At 70.4% G+C, this 16,571-nt stretch carries 14 protein-coding genes and 1 riboswitch; of the genes, 4 read left to right on the top strand and 10 right to left on the bottom strand.

The window, feature by feature from the left end; genetic code table 11:
- Positions 1-26 precede the first annotated feature (26 nt).
- Positions 27-1,292, bottom strand: a complete 1,266-nt coding sequence (locus PV963_RS38915; RefSeq protein ID WP_274821143.1) for an MBL fold metallo-hydrolase — start codon at positions 1,290-1,292, stop codon at positions 27-29.
- A gap of 125 nt (positions 1,293-1,417) precedes the next feature.
- Between PV963_RS38915 and PV963_RS38910 the strand changes: the two genes are divergently transcribed.
- Both PV963_RS38910 and PV963_RS38905 read left to right on the top strand, forming a co-directional pair.
- Entirely contained in the window at positions 1,418-2,596 is a 1,179-nt protein-coding gene (locus PV963_RS38910; protein WP_274821142.1) for a glutamate dehydrogenase, read from the top strand.
- An 86-nt stretch (positions 2,597-2,682) separates the two neighbouring features.
- On the top strand, positions 2,683-3,297 hold the full coding sequence (locus PV963_RS38905) for a TetR/AcrR family transcriptional regulator (RefSeq protein ID WP_274821141.1): 615 nt from the start codon (positions 2,683-2,685) through the stop codon (positions 3,295-3,297).
- A gap of 26 nt (positions 3,298-3,323) precedes the next feature.
- On the opposite strand, the gene PV963_RS38900 is transcribed toward PV963_RS38905, so the two are convergent.
- Positions 3,324-4,067 (bottom strand): helix-turn-helix domain-containing protein, encoded by a 744-nt coding sequence (locus tag PV963_RS38900; RefSeq protein WP_274821140.1) that lies wholly within the window; start codon positions 4,065-4,067, stop codon positions 3,324-3,326.
- Positions 4,068-4,567: 500 nt separating this feature from the next.
- Here PV963_RS38900 and PV963_RS38895 point away from each other — a divergent pair, with 500 nt between their 5' ends.
- The gene (locus PV963_RS38895; RefSeq protein WP_274821139.1) at positions 4,568-5,695 is read left to right on the top strand and encodes a serine hydrolase domain-containing protein; all 1,128 of its coding nucleotides are present in this window, start codon (positions 4,568-4,570) and stop codon (positions 5,693-5,695) included.
- Positions 5,696-6,043: 348 nt separating this feature from the next.
- Here the strand turns inward: PV963_RS38895 and PV963_RS38890 are convergent, their stop codons facing one another.
- The 4 genes from PV963_RS38890 to PV963_RS38875 all read right to left on the bottom strand — a co-directional run bounded on the left by PV963_RS38890 (position 6,044) and on the right by PV963_RS38875 (position 11,420).
- Positions 6,044-6,829: an SGNH/GDSL hydrolase family protein gene (locus PV963_RS38890; protein ID WP_274822253.1), complete on the bottom strand. Its 786-nt coding sequence runs from the start codon at positions 6,827-6,829 to the stop codon at positions 6,044-6,046.
- 145 nt (positions 6,830-6,974) lie between these two features.
- Positions 6,975-7,691: a DUF6250 domain-containing protein gene (locus PV963_RS38885; protein ID WP_274821138.1), complete on the bottom strand. Its 717-nt coding sequence runs from the start codon at positions 7,689-7,691 to the stop codon at positions 6,975-6,977.
- A 205-nt stretch (positions 7,692-7,896) separates the two neighbouring features.
- The gene (locus tag PV963_RS38880; protein ID WP_274821137.1) at positions 7,897-8,859 is read right to left on the bottom strand and encodes a M23 family metallopeptidase; all 963 of its coding nucleotides are present in this window, start codon (positions 8,857-8,859) and stop codon (positions 7,897-7,899) included.
- Between the two features lie 4 nt (positions 8,860-8,863).
- A riboswitch (cyclic di-AMP (ydaO/yuaA leader) is annotated at positions 8,864-9,025 on the bottom strand.
- Positions 9,026-9,344: 319 nt separating this feature from the next.
- Entirely contained in the window at positions 9,345-11,420 is a 2,076-nt protein-coding gene (locus PV963_RS38875) for an alpha-galactosidase (protein WP_274821136.1), read from the bottom strand.
- A gap of 179 nt (positions 11,421-11,599) precedes the next feature.
- Here PV963_RS38875 and PV963_RS38870 point away from each other — a divergent pair, with 179 nt between their 5' ends.
- Positions 11,600-12,397 carry a tyrosine-protein phosphatase gene (locus PV963_RS38870; RefSeq protein ID WP_274821135.1) on the top strand — a complete coding sequence of 266 codons (798 nt, stop codon included), beginning with the start codon at positions 11,600-11,602 and terminating at the stop codon, positions 12,395-12,397.
- Between the two features lie 9 nt (positions 12,398-12,406).
- Here the strand turns inward: PV963_RS38870 and PV963_RS38865 are convergent, their stop codons facing one another.
- From PV963_RS38865 to dxs, 4 genes are all read right to left on the bottom strand, one after another.
- Positions 12,407-12,526 carry a DUF6126 family protein gene (locus PV963_RS38865; protein WP_274821134.1) on the bottom strand — a complete coding sequence of 40 codons (120 nt, stop codon included), beginning with the start codon at positions 12,524-12,526 and terminating at the stop codon, positions 12,407-12,409.
- Entirely contained in the window at positions 12,523-13,167 is a 645-nt protein-coding gene (locus PV963_RS38860) for a helix-turn-helix domain-containing protein (RefSeq protein ID WP_274821133.1), read from the bottom strand. The genes PV963_RS38865 and PV963_RS38860 overlap by 4 nt, the downstream gene beginning before the upstream one ends.
- 73 nt (positions 13,168-13,240) lie before the next feature.
- Positions 13,241-14,656, bottom strand: a complete 1,416-nt coding sequence (locus PV963_RS38855; protein ID WP_274821132.1) for an aspartate aminotransferase family protein — start codon at positions 14,654-14,656, stop codon at positions 13,241-13,243.
- Positions 14,653-16,548 carry a 1-deoxy-D-xylulose-5-phosphate synthase gene (gene dxs, locus PV963_RS38850; RefSeq protein WP_274821131.1) on the bottom strand — a complete coding sequence of 632 codons (1,896 nt, stop codon included), beginning with the start codon at positions 16,546-16,548 and terminating at the stop codon, positions 14,653-14,655. The genes PV963_RS38855 and dxs overlap by 4 nt, the downstream gene beginning before the upstream one ends.
- Between the last annotated feature and the right edge of the window lie 23 nt (positions 16,549-16,571).

Genomic DNA, 16,571 nt, shown 5'->3' with positions numbered 1-16,571 from the left:
GCGGTCTGCCCGCCGTCCACTCCGGCTCAGCCCGCCGGAAGCGTTTCGGGGTCCTCCGAGCCCTTGGCCGCCTTGCCCTTGTCGTCACTCAACGTATCGGCCTGGGCCACGGCTGCCGCGTTCGACGCGGTCCTGATCGTGGCGTCGGCGAGGGCTTCGCCGGCCGGAAAGCCACCCGTCGGGGCGAGCGCCACCCCACGCCACCACGGCTCGGACGGGACGGCCCCGGCCGTGGGCTCGAAGGGTTCACCGGGGCGGGGCAGGGCGATACGGGCACCCACGGCACGGGCGGCCGCGAGCGTGCCCTCGCCGGGCTCGGCCCACGGATGGGTCGCCAGGTTGAAGGTGGCCCAGTGGATCGGCAGCATCGGGCCGTGGTCCGGTCCGCCCTGGAGGTCGAGGTGGGCGCGCATGCCCTCGTCGGGGGTCATGTGGATGTCGGGCCAGAAGTCGGAGTACGCGCCGATCTGGATCATCGTGGCGTCGAACGGCCCGTGCTCGGCGCCGATCTCCTTGAAACCGTCGAAGTAGCCGGTGTCGCCGCTGTGGTAGATCCGGTGCTCCTCGCCGGCGATAACCCAGGAGGCCCACAGGGTGTGCTGGGTGTTGCGCAGTCCTCGGCCGCAGAAGTGCCGGGCCGGAGTGGCGGTCAGGGTGAGGCCGCCGACCTTCGTGGTCTCGTGCCAGTCCAGTTCGCGCAGCCGGCCGGCGGACACGCCCCAGTGCTCCAGATGCGCCCCGACACCGAGCGGCACGGCGAACAGCGTGTCCGTGCCCGCCAGGGCCTTGATCGTGGGCATGTCCAGGTGGTCGTAGTGGTCGTGCGAGATGACCACGACGTCGACCGGGCCGAGCGCGGCCAGCGGCAGGGGCACCGGGTGCAGCCGCTTCGGGCCGGCGAACGGGAACGGGGAGCAGCGCTCGCCCCACACCGGGTCGAACAGCACGCGCCGGCCGTCGATCTCCGCGAGCACGCTGGAGTGCCCCATCCAGGTCAGCCGCAGCCCCGTGGCCGGGGGCCGGGCGATGTCGGCGAGGGTGGTGGCGTGCACCGGCACCGTGCCCTTCGGGGCGCGGCGGGGCCGGGTCTCCTTGTCGAAGAAGACCTTGGCGAAGTCCAGGGTGGAGCCCGAGGGCCGGGTCCGCGCGGGACCTCCGGGGTTCTGGAAGACCCCGTCCTTGAAGTGGGGCGATCTGCGGATGCGCGCCATGCGCTCACCGCTCGGGTCCGCGCCGAACGCCCCGGGCTGGAGCGAGCGGAGCCCGGAGCTCAGGGAACGGAAACCGGCCACGGTACCTCCAGGTGGAGTCGGTCAGGCTTTCCATTATGGTCGGCCCCTCCGACAACACCGGCGCGCAGGGGCTCCACGACGGTGATACTGAACGCGGATTCAGTAACCACGGCGAAGGAGCCCGTATGTCCAGTCCCCTGCTGTCCCTCACCTGGACCGACCACCTCACCGGCCGGCAGGGCTTCCTGGTCGTCGACCGGCTGGTGCGCGGTGTCGCCAGCGGCGGTCTGCGGATGCGCCCGGGCTGCACGCTGGACGAAGTCACCGGCCTGGCCCGCGGCATGACCATGAAGGAGGCACTCCACTACGACCCCGACAGCCGCTACGTCCCACTCGGCGGCGCCAAGGGCGGCATCGACTGCGATCCGCGCGATCCGGAGGCCTACCCGCTGCTGGTGCGGTATCTGCGCGCCATGCGGCCGTACATAGAGAGCTGCTGGACGACCGGCGAGGACCTGGGGCTCACCCAGGACCTGGTGGACCGGGCAGCGGCCGAGGCCGGACTGGTCTCCTCCGTCCAGGCCGTGTACCCGCTGCTGGACGACGAGACAGAGGCCCGGCGGCGGCTCGGGGACGCGTTCGCGGTCGAGGTGGACGGCATCGGGCTGGACGAGCTGGTCGGCGGCTGCGGCGTCGCCGAGGCGGCCCTCACGGCGCTGGACCGTGCCGGGGTACCCCACACGGGGACGAGGGTCGCCCTCCAGGGGCTGGGCACCATGGGCGGGGCCACCGCGCGCTTCCTCACACGCGCGGGACTCACGGTCGTCGCCGTCGCCGACATCAAGGGCACGATGGCCAATCCCACGGGTCTCGACATCGAGGCGCTGCTCGCCGCGCGGGACGCCCACGGCACCGTGGACCGCTCCGCGCTGCGCTCCGGCGACCGCGAACTGCCGGGCGACGCCTGGCTGTCGGCCGACACGGACGTCCTGGTGCCCGCAGCCGTCTCGTACGCGATCGACGCCGGGAACCAGGAGCGGATCACCGCCCGCTGGGTCGTCGAGGCGGCCAACATGCCCGTACGGCCGGAGGCGGAGCTGCTGCTGGCCGCGCGCGGCGTGACCGTGCTGCCGGACGTCGTGGTCAACTCCGGGACGAATGCCTGGTGGTGGTGGACGCTGTTCGGGGACCTCGGCGCCGGCGCCGAGGAGGCGTTCGCGCACACACGCCGCTCGATGCGGTCCCTGGTCGAGCGGATGCTGGCCCGCGCACTGGCCGACGGCACGACACCGCGGGCCGCCGCCCACGCGCTCGTGGCGGACCGGCTGCCGGTCATGGCGGAACGGTTCGGCTGGTACCGCTGACGGACGGCGAGGCAGCCGCGGGCCCCTTGCCGGACGGGCCGAATACACACGTCAAGAGGGTGCAGGCGCGTGTGTAGGGTGACGGCGTGACGAGAGTCCGGTTGAGCGTGGCGGAACGGCGCGAGGAACTGCTGCGGGCCGCCGTCGAGCAGATCGAGGCCCGGGGTGTGGTGGCGGTCAGGATCGCCGACGTGGCCTCGGCGCTCGGTGTGAGCAACGCCCTGGTGCTCTACCACTTCTCGACGAAGGAGAAGCTGGTCGCCGCCGCGTTCCGGCACGCGGCCGAGGCCGACCTGACCCATCTGCGCAGGCTCCTCGGCCGCCGTACGCCGGCACTGCGCCGACTGCGGTCGGCCGTACGGTGGTACGCCCCGACAGGCCAGGCCAAGGGCTGGCGGCTGTGGATCGAGGGCTGGGCGGCGGCGCTGCGCGAGCCGGCGCTGCGGGAGGTCACCCAGGACCTCGACAGGCAGTGGAAGGCGGCCCTCGCCGAGGTCATCGCGGAGGGCATGGCGGCCGGCGAGTTCCACTGCCCCGACCCGCACGGCACGGCTCTGCGCCTCACCGCCCTCCTCGACGGCCTCGCCGTCCAGCTGACGTCCTACGCGGGCGCGGTGCCGCGGGCACGGGCGCAGGAGTGGGCCGAGGAGGCACTGGCTCGCGAACTGGGCCTGGAGCCCGCGGCGTTGACCAGGCCCTGACCGGACCGGCACCCCGGGACGGCTGTCTATCCGCGATCGACCGTGCCGCCTGAGGCCGTTTCGGGTTTGGCGTGGAGGACCTCACGGGCCTGCTCCGCGGCGCGAATGAGACTCTCGGCGACGAAGTCGACGAAGCGGGCGATGTTCTCGAGGCGGGTGGCGGCCGGGGTGTCGGGCCCGAGGACTCCGACGCCCTGACGTGCGGTCTCGGCGAGCTGGGCACTGGATCGGGCGCTGGCCATCATTCCCTGGTAGAAGACGTCGTCGTCGACGGCGTAGCGCTCGCGGCGGCCTTCGTCGCGTTCCCGGCGGATGAGGCCCTGGCTTTCGAGGAACGCGACCGCTTTGGAGACGGACGCCGGGCTGACCTGGAGGTGCCGGACGAGTTCGGACGCCGTGAGGCTGCCCGCGTCGGTGGTGTAGAGGCAGGTCAGCACCCGGGACATCATCTTGGGCAGGCCCTGTTGCATGAGGAGGGTGGTGAACGCCTCCTCGTACTCGCGCACGGCCTCGGCATCGCGCCCGTGGGCCGGCGCGGGCGCCTCCGCTCCCCGGGTCGCGGTCTGCCTGCGCCGACGGGTGCGGCGCTCGGTGGAACGCTGGGCCAGGTCGGCGCGGTAGGCGGTCGGCCCGCCGTTCCGCATCACCTCACGCGTGATCGTCGAGGTCGGACGATCCAGACGTCTGGCGATCTCCGCGTAGGCGAGGCCGTCGGCCAGCCCCTGCGCGATCTGCTGGCGTTCCTGCTGGGTGAGCCTGCCTCCCGGCATCGCGATCTCCTTCGTGCTCTTGGTGCCTGCACCATAGCGTTCACTTGCCATCCATTGCAACGAGCCAGGCGTCGACCGTTGCATTGACTTCAACCCCATTGCAACGATTATTCACCCTTCACCTGCAGCTATATCAATTACACGCAACTCTTGCATTGCCTAACTGACAAACGCAACGTAGCTTTTCCATAGTTAGAAACAACACGGCGGAGGAGAGCACGATGCAGAAGTTCCACACCCCTGGCGAGATCTCGGTCGCCGTGGCCCGCGGGGTCTCCGCCTCTCTCTGGACGCCGGCACCACGTACGGCCGGATCCACAACACGCTTCGGAACACCGACGGCGCCGCCGGCCTGAACCCCCACGCGACCACTGCCTACGGCGACATCACCGCCCGCAACCTCTGAGCAGCACGGCCCTTGGTGGCCGGCACAACCTCGTCGCTGCCCCGGGCAGCCCCGTCACCGCAGCAACCACCCAACCCATAAGGAGCACACAGTCATGTCCCTCACCATTGCCCGGCAGGACCGCCCGGAGTTGCAGAAGGCCATTCAGGAGATCGTGGATTCCGGTTTCAGCGGTGTGCAGCTGCGCGTGCACGACGAGCTGGGCGAGTGGGTCGGCAGCGCCGGGGTGCGCAAGCTGGGCGAGAGCGCCAAGCCGCCGACCAACGGGCGGTTCCGGATCGGCAGCACCACCAAGACCTTCACCGCGACCGTGGTGCTCCAGCTGGTGGCCGAGGGCAAGATCGGGCTGGACAGCCCGGCGGATGACTACCTGCCCCGGTTCGGGCTGGACCGGCGGATCACGGTGCGGATGCTGCTACAGCACACCAGCGGGCTGTTCAACTACACCGGCGAGTACTACGACGACGGGACGGTCGCGCCGGGGATCCCCTGGCAGGGCCAGGAGTACGTGGACAACCAGTTCCACACCTATCAGCCTGAGGAGCTGGTACGGCTGGCGTTGTCCAAGCCGACGCGGTTCGAGCCGGGGACGGACTGGAGCTACTCCAACACCAACTACGTGCTGGCCAAGTTGCTGATCGAGGAGGTCACCGACCGCTCGTTGGCCGAGGAGCTGCAGCGGCTGATCCTGCAGCCGCTGGGAATGTCGGGCACCGTGGTGCCGGGCGCCTCGCCGGAGATCCCCGAGCCGCACGCTCACGGCTACTACCGATACGAGCACGCCGGCCAGTGGAAGGTGGTCGATGTCACCCGTTTCAACGTCTCCTGGATCTCCGCCGCCGGTGACATGATCTCGACCACCGAAGATCTCCACACGTTCTTCTCCGCGTTGATGAGCGGCAAGCTCCTGCCGGACTCGCTGCTCGCCGAGATGCGCACGCCGCATCCCAAGGCCGGCTACGGCCTGGGGTTGTTCGTGGAGGAGACGGACGGCGGCGGCACCGTCTTCAACCACAACGGCGGCTTTTTTGGCTGGGGGGCGCTGATGTACAGCACGCCCGACGGCAGTAAGACCCTGACCGCCTCCCTGACCACCGGCGACGCCGAGCTCGACTTCGCCGCCACGGCCGAGGCGTTCCACAAGGCGCAGCAAAGGCTCGTCAAGGAAGTGTTCTGCGGCGGGCAGGCCAAGGTGGCCGACAAGGCCGAGCCAGCTCAGTAAACGGTGCCGAGCACCACGGACCGGTAGGGAACGAACGCGCTCACGCCGAGCTCGGAGAGCTCGGCGTGAGCGCGTCAGCGATGGCCTGGGGTACTTCCAGTCGGGCGAGGGACGAGCTGTGCAGCTCCGGGCGAAGAGGCTGCGGCGCGTCACCAGTAGACGGTGGGCTCTTTGACAGCCGGGTGGGCAACGCCACCGCCTCCTCGGAGACCGCCCACAGCGGTCGGTGTCCGAGCCCATCGCGCCGTTCCGAGGACGGACACCTCCCGGCGCGGCCCCGACCCACCACCGGCGAGAAGGCGCTACGCGCACCCCGAACCCGCACAGGCCGCCGCAGGCACCCGGCCATCACGCCACCGCAGCGATCCGCATCCTGATGTCCTCCGGCGACAGAGCCCCCTTCGCCGTCACATGGTCCCCCGACGACTCCCCACGCAGCCGCCGCCCGATCCACGGCACCAGAAACTCCCGCGCCCAGTGCACATCGTCCCGCCGCACCTCGAGCGGCCCCCGCGCCGGCAGCGGCGGCCACGGCTGCTCCGGGTCGGCCGGAACCTCCAGCCCGAGCACCTGCCCCGCGCGGAGCGCCACCCGCGTGTGCCCCTCGGGCGACAGGTGCAGCCGGTCGGCGTCCCAGGCCCTGCGGTCCTGGACACTGCGCAGGGACCACAGGTCGAGCACCGGGCAGCCGTACCGGTCGGCGATGGCCCGGACATGCCCGTTGTACGTCGCGATCTTGCCGCGCAGGTGCTTGAGCACGGGCATCCCACGGGTGTCGAACCCGGTCGTCACCATCACCGTGCCGGCCACGGCGGTGAGCCGCACGAGGGCGCACTCGAAGCGCTCGGCCACCTCGTCCGGGTCGGTACCGGGCCGGAGGATGTCGTTGCCCCCGGCGCAGAACGAGACGAGGTCCGGGGCCATTTCGACGGCCCGCGGAACCTGGTCCGCCACGATCTGGTCGAGGAGTTTCCCGCGCACGGCGAGGTTGGTGTACTGGAAGTCGCCTTCGGGCCGGCGGTCGGCGAGCAGGACGGCGAACCGGTCGGCCCAGCCGACGAACGCCCCGTCGGGGCCGGGATCACCGACGCCCTCGGTGAAGCTGTCCCCCACCGCAACGTACGACCCGATCACTGCTCTGCTGTCACTCTTCGAATCGTCTGCCACAGCCGCTCATGATTCACCCTCTAATGTGACCTACGCGACCGTAGGCAAGGGTTGACGGACGGTGAGATAGGCCACTCTCAAAGTGTTCGCCAACTCCGGAATAGGTCACCCGTCAGCGGTGTTGGGCGGGCAGTCGCCACACCCGGAAGCCCGTGATCCGGAAGTGACTCCACACGGTCCGGAAGGCGAAGTGCCCGCCGGTGTACGGCTGCGGGTCCGGGTAGTCGAAGACGAGGCGCCCGTTGTTCCACCACCTGACCGTCGAACCGTCGGAGACGATCCGGACCCGGTTGGGCTCACCCGGCACCAGCAGCGGCTCGGTGTAGTCGTAGATCAAGGGCCGGACACCGGGCTCCCCGACATACCGCCGCAGCCGGGTCGTGGTGTTGTAGTTGGCGCCGTAACCGGCGTAGTACGTCGTCAGGTGGTCGTACTCCTCCAGCGCCCCACCACGCGGCACGGCGAAGAGATCGCCCGGGGAGCGCACGTCGGTCGCGTTCCAGAAGTTGTTGAGGTCCGAGACGCGGTCGTTGACCCCGCCCTCGGAGACCGGCGTGGCGGTGTACTCCAGGACGTACGGGCCTTCGAGCCGCCGCCTGAACCACACGGTCGCCCCGCTCGGCACGTCGATCTCCAGAACACCGCGAGAGGCGGTGACGGTCCCGCCGTCCTGGAGTTCGGTCGCCCACTGGGCGAGGCCGTGGCGGAAGTCGTCGTGGGCGATGAGGCGACGGTGCCGGGGCGCGGCGTGCGCGGCGCCCGTCGGGACGAGGACCGCCGCCGCGGCTCCGGCGGCCAGGGCTGCGAACGCTCTACGAGTGGTGGGCACGGGACACATCTCCTCGGTGGATCCGCCTGGACGGCTCTAGAAAGCGCTTGCGCTCCGGACGGGATCACTGTGTCCCAACTGCCGCCCGCTGTCGATCCCTTGGGCCGGCCGATCGCCACAAGCCCCCCCACACACACCGAAGGCCGGACCCGGGGATCGGGGTCCGGCCTTCGGTTGCGTGTCAGGCAGGTGGTCGTGCGGTCGGTCAGCCGACGGAGACGCCGTGCGAGCGCAGGTAGGCGACCGGGTCCACGTCCGAGCCGTAGTCCGGCGTGGTGCGGATCTCGAAGTGCAGGTGCGGTCCGGTCACGTTGCCGGTGGCACCGGACAGGCCGATCTGCTGTCCGCCGCTCACGGTCTGGCCGGCCGAGACGGAGAGCGAGGACAGGTGGGCGTACTGCGCGTAGTTGCCGTCGTTCAGCTTGATGACGACCTGGTTGCCGTACGCGCCGCCCCAGCCGGCGGAGACGACCGTGCCCGCGCCGACGGCCTTGAGCGAGGTGCCCGTCGGGACGACGAAGTCGACACCGGTGTGGTAGCCGCTGGACCACATGCTGCCGGACATCCGGTACGGCGTGCCGACGGTGGCACCGTCCACCGGGGCACTGTAGCCGCTGGAGGCAGCGGCGGCCGGCTTGGCGGCAGCCGGCTTCGAGGACGACTCGGAGGCGGACGACTTGGAAGCCGAGGACTTCGAAGCCTTCGAAGCCTCCGAAGCCGAGGACTTCGAGGGCTTCGTGGACTTGGAGGCCGAGGACTTCGACGAGGACGGGGACGAGGACTTGGACTCGCTCGCCGCCGCCTTCTTGCCGATCGACAGCTTCAGGCCCGGGTGGATCAGCGACGGGTCGTCGCCGACGGCGTCACGGTTGTCCGTGTAGAGCTTCTTCCAGCCCCCGTCGACGTTCTGCTCATCGGCGATCTTCGCGAGATAGTCACCGGGCCGCACGGTGTACGTGCGGGCACCCGTGGCCTTTTCGGCGGCCTTCTTCTCGGCGGCCGGAGCGGACTGGACGGTCTTTTCCGGAGCCGACTGCGGGGTGGCGGCGTGGGCGCCGACGGCCCCCATGAGCGGAAGGGCGAGAGCGGCCCCGCCGGTTCCGGCGACGGCGATGGAACGGGTGAAACGCTGAGTCTTCGGGCGGCGGTGCTTACCCTTCGCGGGCATGGCGAATTCCTCTCCGGCGCCTACGAGGTGAGCTGTCGGGTTCGGGCTGGAGATGCCCGGCCGCGCCGAGGCGCGACTTAACCCCAAGCCGTTCCGGGAACCGGAACAGGCGTCTTACCTGTGGGTCCCCCGCTCCTGCCGTACGTCGGGTCAGTGTGTGCGGGCTCCGGGCGGCGGCAGGATTAGGCGTCCGTCCGGATTGGTGTGGAACGTAAGCGACCAAGACGCACAGGGACAAGCTTGCGGTTGCTTGTGACGGCGTTTTTCTTGACGCATCGGCACATTTTCCGTCACGGAGCGTGGATTACGGATCTCCCGCTTTCCTCAATGGCCCTGAATAACGCCAGAATTACGTGCACATGGCAACAACACATCGTCACGAATATGACGATGCTCACGCGCCCCGACCTCATCTCCTTTACAATCGGGGCACGTTATGCCGAAACAACCGAATAACCGAAGAACTCCCTATTCGGACAGAACGGCTACTTACGCTTAAGCCGGACGACGGTGGCGTCCAGGTCCCCGCGCAGACCGACCCGCAGCCCGTGATGGAGCAGCACGGCACCCCGGTGAACTTCGCCCGTTTCGAGGCATTCGTACGATTCTGCGGGGTCGAGACCCCGCAGCCGGAGCGCCGGAACGGGCTCGCCGTAACGCTGCGCCTGGAGCCAGGCGAGGACGACGGTCTCGTCGCCGAGGACGTACTGCACGGCGCTCGGGCCGCCCTCCGGCGGGCGCAGCCGGTAGAGGTCGCCGCGCTGCACCACGGGCCGGATCTCCTTGTAGAGCCCCACCCAGTCCCGCGCCTCGGCGAGCTCCTCCTCCGTCCACTTGGTGAGGTCGCCGCCGACCCCGAGCACACCGGCCATGGCGCTGACGAACCGGAACCGCAGGGAACTGGCCCGCTGGTTGAGCATGGCGTTCGGGCTGTCGGTGACCCAGGCGGCCATGACCCGGGCCGGATGGATCTGGCTGAAGCCGTGCTGGATGGCGAGCCGGTCGAGCGGGTCGGTGTTGTCCGAGGTCCACACCTGGTCCGTGCGGCCGAGCACGCCGAGGTCGATCCGGCCGCCGCCGCCCGAGCAGGACTCGAAGGCCACCTGGGGATGGGCGGCCCGCAGCCGGTCCAGCAGGGCGTACAGGGCATGGACGTGGTCGACCCACAGTCGCTGCGGGTAGGGGTCGTCCGGCCAGCCGGCGTCGGTGAAGCAGCGGTTGAAGTCCCACTTGACGTAGTCGATCGGGGCGCTGGAGAGGAGTCCGTCGAGCTGCTGCCAGAGGTACTCCTGGACGTCCTCGCGGGCGAGGTTCAGTACGAGCTGATTGCGGAACTCCGTCCGCTTTCGTTCCGGTTGGTACTGCACCCAGTCCGGGTGCGCGCGGTACAGGTCGCTGTCCGGGTTCACCATCTCCGGCTCGACCCAGATCCCGAACTGCATACCGAGGCCGTGCACGTGCTCGGCGAGCGGCTTCAGGCCGCCCGGGAAACGGTCCGGGTTGGGAGTCCAGTCGCCGAGCCCGGCCCGGTCACTCGTACGCGCCCCGAACCAGCCGTCGTCGACCACGAACAGCTCGACCCCCATGGCGGCGGCCCGCTCGGCGAGCGCCCGCTGCTGCTCCTCGGAGATGTCGAACTCGGTGGCCTCCCAGGAGTTGAACAGCACCGGCCGGTCCCGGCCAGCGTCCGGGATCACGTACGCCCGCTGGTAGGCGTGCCAGGCGCGGCTCGCCCCGCCGAAGCCGCCGTCGCTCCAGAGCCCGGCGAAGACGGGGGTGATGTACGACTCCCCCGTGCCCAGCATCAGCAGCCCCGATTCGTCGTACCCGGCCCCGCCGGTGATCTGCACGCGCGCGTCCGGGAGTTGGGCCACGGCGATCCGCCAGGAGCCGGACCAGCCCAGGGCGCATCCGTAGACCTCGCCGCGCTCCTCGGTCGCGTCGGTGTCGAGCGCGACCCACGGCAGGTGCTGGTGACCGGTGTGGCCACGACGGCTGCCGATGACCTTCTCGCCGTGGGTGAGGACGGAGCGCTCCAGCCGGGACTCGGCGCCCCAGCGGCCGTGCAGCTGGGACAGCCGCCAGGTGTCGCGGTCGGGCAGGGTCCAGGTGGCGGAGTCGGCGCGCAGCACCTCGACGGCGGGTCCGTGGTTGTCGAGGGTCACCCAGCGCTCGACGACGTCCGTCGAGGAGCGCATCCGGTAGTGCAGCGTGATGGTCAGGTCACCGTCGCAAAAGCGCAGCCGCAGCTCGCCGTCCTCGGCGTCATGCCCCTCGTAGGCCCACTCGGTGCCGCGCCGCTGCGGCGTGCGCACGGACAGGGCGGGCCGGACGAAACGAGGGCCGCCCTCGACCGGATACTCCTCGCGCCCGTCGAGCGGGGACTCGAAGGGCCAGTAGTCCGGCAGCGGCCGGACGGCGAGGGCCTCGGCGTCGGCGACGCCGATCCGGGGACCCCAGTGCAGGTGCAGCAGCTCGTCCCGGTCGGTGACATGGACGGCGTAGCTGCTGGCCGGTCCCGACAGCACCCACGTACGACCGTCTTCGGAGATCTCCAGCATCAGGCCCTCACAGATTCGAACAAGCCCGACCAGGTGCGACCAGGCCGCAACATCATCAAGGGCTTCGGGGTCTCCCTGCAACGCCTGTGGACAACTCATTGCCCCAGGCAGGCATGTCGTATCGTCGGGTGGTGCCCGTCGACGAGCCGCGTCGGCGGCGCCGACTGGGAGGAGCCCCCGTGACGCAGCAGGTCCCGTCGACCGAACCGGAGCTGGCCGGAGTGCGCAACTTCCGTGATGTGGGCGGACTGCCGACCGTGGACGGACGGCGGGTGCGGCAGGGAGTGCTGTTCCGCAGCGGCCACCTCGCGCATGCGACCGGGGAGGACGCCGCCTTCCTGGCCACCCTGGGCCTGCACACGATCTTCGACTTCCGCAACGCGGCGGACCAGAAGCTCGAAGGGCCGGACGTCGAGCTGCCGGGCGTGCGCAATGTGAACCTGCCGCTGAGCGACCCGGCCGACGGCGCCGAGTTCTGGCGGATGGTCCGCGACGGCGACCTGGACCAGCTGCGCGCGATCCTCTCGGACGGCAAGGGCGCGGACCGGATGATCGCCTCGTACCGCACGATCATCCGGAGCCGCACGGCCGAGCACTCCCGGGTACTGCACGCACTCGCCGAGGACAGCGTCCCCGCCCTGATGCACTGCGCGGCGGGCAAGGACCGCGCGGGTCTGTCCATCGCGGTGACGCTGCTCGCCCTGGGCGTCGAGCGCGAGGCGATCGTCGACGACTACCTGAAGTCCAACGCCAAGCACCGCCGCTACAAGGTGCACCGCAGCAGCTCCGCCGCCTCGGCCTACTCCCCCGAGGTCATGGAGCTGCTCAGCCCCCTGTTCGACGCGCGCGCCGAGTACCTGGCGGCGGCCTTCGACACCATCGAGGAGACCTGGGGCGGCGTCGACGCCTATCTGGAGAAGGGCATCGGGCTCACTCCGGAGATCCGGGAGCGGCTGCGCGAGCGACTGCTCGACTGAGGAACGCGGCTAGCGAGCCCCTGCCTCGAACAGGAAGTACACGAAAGCCGCGAAGATGTGCCCCACCACGAGGTAGATGAACAGCCGCACCCACAGGGCTCGGGGGAACTTCTCCTCCATGTCCTTCATGACACGTCTCCAGGGGTGGGGCCCAGGCACAGGGCGGCCGTGGGACTCTGCAAGAGGGTGTGCACGAAGAGCAGTTCGACGCCGTCCGGGTCCTGGGCGGCGATGCGGTGCGGGGTGAGCGAGTCGAAGTGGGCGCTGTCGCCGGGCGCGAGCTGGTGCGTGGTGTCGCCGAGGCTCAGCCGCAGCCGCCCCCGGAGCACGTGGAGCCACTCCTCGCCGGGGTGGACGCGCACGATGTCGCCCTGGGATCCGTACGGCACATGGACCCGCAGGGCTTGCATCCCGCGCCCGGGAGCGCCGGCCTGCCAGTACGTCCAGCCGCCCGCGGCGGTCGGTTCCATGTCGGCGGCGCGGACGACGGCGTCCCGGCCGGCGACCGTCTCGCCGAGCAGCTCGGAGACCGTCGTACCGTAGATGCGGGCCAGCGCGAGGAGCATCGGCAGGGAGGGCTGGCGCTGCCCGGTCTCCAGGCGGGAGAGGTGGGCGGGCGACAGCCCGGCGGCACGGGCCGCGGCCTCCAGGGTCAGGGAGGTCCGGCGCCGCAGTGCACGCAGCTGCGGCGCGACGGCGGGCAGCGCAGCGGCCGCCTGGTCAGCCGACGGGGCGGCCCCGGAGGACCGCTCGGTCTCGGAGGAGCTCATGCCTCCATTCAGCCGGAGCCTTGCCCCAGCGGCAAATTTCTTGCCTCTCAGGCAAAAACCCTCGGCGAAAGCCCTACCGGTTGGCCACCGCCTGCTTGACCAGCGTCTTCCCGAAGTCCCAGACCAGCCCGCCGTCGTGCGCGTCGTCCATCACGGCCGCGAAGGCGTCGACGAACCGGTCCACCTCCCGCTCGCCGATGATCAGCGGCGGGATCAGCTTGATCACCTCCATGTGGTCGCCGGAGACCTGGGTGAGGATCCGGTGCTTCTGGAGCAGCGGTACGACGACCATCTGCGCGAACAGTCCCTTGCGCGCTGCCTGGAGCATGGCCCAGCGGCTGCGCAGCTTCAGCGACTTCGGCCGGCCGAACTCGATGCCGATCATCAGGCCCCGGCCGCGGACGTCGGCGAGCATCTCGTACTTGTCCGTCAGCGCCGCGAGCCGGGATCTGAGCCGTTCCCCGGTGGCGCGGACGCCGGCGATGATCTGCTCGTTCTCCATCACCGACAGCACCGCCAGGCCCGCCGCCATGGCCTGCGCGTTGGACCCGAAGCTCGCCGAGTGGACCAGCACCCGGTCCATCGACGAGTAGACCTTCTTGAAGATCCAGTCCTTGCCGAGCGTGGCACCCACCGGCACATAGCCACCGGAGAGCGCCTTGGCCACGCACACCAGGTCGGGCTCCACGCCGTCCTCGTGCTGGTAGCCGTAGAAGTCGCCGGTGCGGCCGAGGCCCGTCTGCACCTCGTCGGCGATGAGCAGCGCCTTGTGCCCGCGCAGCAGTTCCTGGGCGGCCCGCAGATAGCCGGGCGGGGCCTCCAGCACGCCCTTGCCCTGGATCGGCTCGACGATCAGGGCGGCGACGTCGCCCTTCCTCAACTCCCTTTCCAGCGCGTCGAGGTCGCCGAGCGGTACGGCCGTGTCGGGCAGCAGCGGGGCGAAGCCGTCGCGGAAACCGGACTCGCCGTTCACCGAGAGGGCGCCGGTGGTCAGGCCGTGGAAGGCATGCGCGCAGTACAGGATCCTGGGCCTGCCGGTGACGAACCGGGCGAACTTCAGCGCGCCCTCGACGGCTTCCGTGCCGCTGTTGCCGAAGAACACCCGGTCCAGGTGCGGGCTGTGCGCGAGCAGCTTCTCCGCAAGCAGGCCCGGGAGCGGCTGGCAGTCGAAGCGCGTGAGGTCGGCGAGGCCGGCGTCCAGGACGTCGTGCAGCGCCTTGCGCACCACGGGGTGGTGGCGGCCGAGCCCCATCACCCCGAACCCGGCGAGCATGTCCAGGTAGTCGTTGCCGTCCGCGTCGTAGAAGTAGGCGCCCTCGGCGCGCTCGTAGACCTTGTCGAAGCCGATGGTGTGCAGCATGCGCGGGAGCTGGTGGTTGAGGTACCGGGTGTGCAGCTCGTAGCGCTCGGCTCCGCGTTCGGCCAGCAGCGCGCCGAGGTCGAACGCCCCGGCCTGCGACGACTCCGACGCGGACTCGGCGGTTGTCATTCCTGTGGCTCCTTGGACAGCTCTTCCTTCACGGTCAGGCTCGCGCTGATCCGTCCGGCGACCTCGACGGGTGTCAGGCCGATGTCGGCGAGCACCTCGCCGCGCTTGGCGTGCGCGAGGAACTGCTCCGGGATCCCGAAGCGCCGTACCGGGACGTCGACTTCGGCGTCGCCCAGGGCCAGCGCCACGGCCGAGCCGACCCCGGCCGCCCGGCTGTTGTCCTCGACGACGGCGACCAGGCGGTGTTCGCAGGCGAGGCCCGGGAGCGCCGGGTCGACCGGTTTGACCCAGCGGGGGTCGACGACGGTGCATCCGATGCCTCGGGCTTCGAGCAGCTCGGCGGCCTGGAGGCACACCGGCGCCATGACGCCGACGGCGACCAGAAGCACCTCCGCTCGGTCGGCGCGGTGCAACACGTCCAGTCCGCCCACCCGGTCCACCGCCGGGATCGACGGGCCGACGGACTCCTTCGGGAAACGCAGCAGCGTCGGCGCGTCGTCGACGGCGACCGCCTCCCGCAACTGGGCGCGCAACTGGTCGGCGTCGCGCGGCGCCGCGATCCTGAGGCCGGGGACGACTTGGAGGACGGACATGTCCCACATGCCGTTGTGGGAGGGCCCGTCGACGCCGGTGACACCGGCCCGGTCCAGCACGAAGGTCACCCCGCAGCGGTGCAGGGCCACGTCCATCAGAAGCTGGTCGAAGGCACGGTTGAGGAAGGTGGCGTAAACGGCGACGACCGGGTGCAGGCCACCCGTCGCCAGGCCCGCCGCGGACACGGCCGCGTGCTGCTCGGCGATGCCGACGTCCCACACCCGGTCCGGGAAGCGTTCGGCGAACCTGCCCAGGCCGACCGGATGGAGCATGGCCGCGGTTATCGCGACCACGTCCTCCCGCTCCTCCCCGATCCGTACGATCTCGTCGCCGAACACGGAGGTCCAGGACGGGCCCCCCGCCGGCGAGAGCGGCGCGCAGGTCAGCGGGTCCATGACGCCGACGGTGTGGAAGTGGTCCTCCTCGTGGGCGAGGGCGGGTTCGTAGCCGCGGCCCTTCTCCGTGAGGCAGTGGACGAGGACCGGACCGTGGAAGCGTTTCGCGCGCCGCAGCGCGGAATCCACGGCCCCGATGTCATGCCCGTCGATCGGGCCCACGTACTTCAGGCCCAGGTCCTCGAACAGGCCCTGCGGGGCGAACGCGTCCTTGAAACCCTTCTTCGCGCCGTGCAGGGCCTCGTAGAGGGTGTTGCCGACCAGGGGCGTGGCCTGGAGCACGTCCTTGCCCCAGGCCAGGACCCGCTCGTAGCCGTCGGTCGTGCGCAGGGTCGCGAGGTGGCCCGCGAGGCCGCCGATGGTCGGGGCGTAGGAGCGTTCGTTGTCGTTGACGACGATGATCAGCGGCCGGTTCTTGGCGGCCGCGATGTTGTTCAGCGCCTCCCAGGCCATGCCGCCGGTCAGGGCGCCGTCGCCGATCACCGCGACGACATGGCCCTTCTCCCCCTGCACCTGGCGGGCTTTGGCCAGCCCGTCGGCCCAGCCGAGCGCCGTGGAGGCGTGGCTGTTCTCGATGACGTCGTGCTCGGACTCCTCGCGCGAGGGGTAGCCGGACAGGCCGCCCTTGCCGCGCAGCTTGGAGAAGTCCTGGCGCCCGGTCAGCAGTTTGTGGACGTAGCTCTGGTGGCCGGTGTCCCACAGGATGCGGTCGACCGGCGACTCGAAGACCCGGTGCAGGGCGACGGTGAGCTCCACCACCCCCAGGTTGGGCCCCAGATGACCTCCGGTCCTGGCGACCGCGTGCACCAGGAACTCCCTGATCTCGTCGGACAGTTCGCCGAGTTCCGCCTCGGACAGCGCCTTCAGGTCACGTGGTCCCCGGATGGTCTCCAGAATCGTCACGCTCGGGCCCCCTTCGGTTCCGT

This window comes from Streptomyces coeruleorubidus (assembly GCF_028885415.1).
Lineage (GTDB): Bacteria > Actinomycetota > Actinomycetes > Streptomycetales > Streptomycetaceae > Streptomyces > Streptomyces coeruleorubidus_A.
The sequence above is the reverse complement of the archived record's forward strand: the minus strand, read 5'-3'. Positions and strand labels throughout refer to the sequence as shown.

Excerpts from the sequence above, each read along its gene's own strand:
- PV963_RS38910 (WP_274821142.1), top strand. The coding sequence starts at position 1,418 with ATGTCCAGTCCCCTGCTGTCCCTCACCTGGACCGACCACCTCACCGGC.
- PV963_RS38900 (WP_274821140.1), bottom strand. The coding sequence starts at position 4,067 with ATGCCGGGAGGCAGGCTCACCCAGCAGGAACGCCAGCAGATCGCGCAG.
- PV963_RS38895 (WP_274821139.1), top strand. The coding sequence starts at position 4,568 with ATGTCCCTCACCATTGCCCGGCAGGACCGCCCGGAGTTGCAGAAGGCC.
- PV963_RS38880 (WP_274821137.1), bottom strand. The coding sequence starts at position 8,859 with ATGCCCGCGAAGGGTAAGCACCGCCGCCCGAAGACTCAGCGTTTCACC.
- PV963_RS38875 (WP_274821136.1), bottom strand. The coding sequence starts at position 11,420 with ATGCTGGAGATCTCCGAAGACGGTCGTACGTGGGTGCTGTCGGGACCG.
- PV963_RS38865 (WP_274821134.1), bottom strand. The coding sequence starts at position 12,526 with ATGAAGGACATGGAGGAGAAGTTCCCCCGAGCCCTGTGGGTGCGGCTG.
- PV963_RS38860 (WP_274821133.1), bottom strand. The coding sequence starts at position 13,167 with ATGAGCTCCTCCGAGACCGAGCGGTCCTCCGGGGCCGCCCCGTCGGCT.
- PV963_RS38855 (WP_274821132.1), bottom strand. The coding sequence starts at position 14,656 with ATGACAACCGCCGAGTCCGCGTCGGAGTCGTCGCAGGCCGGGGCGTTC.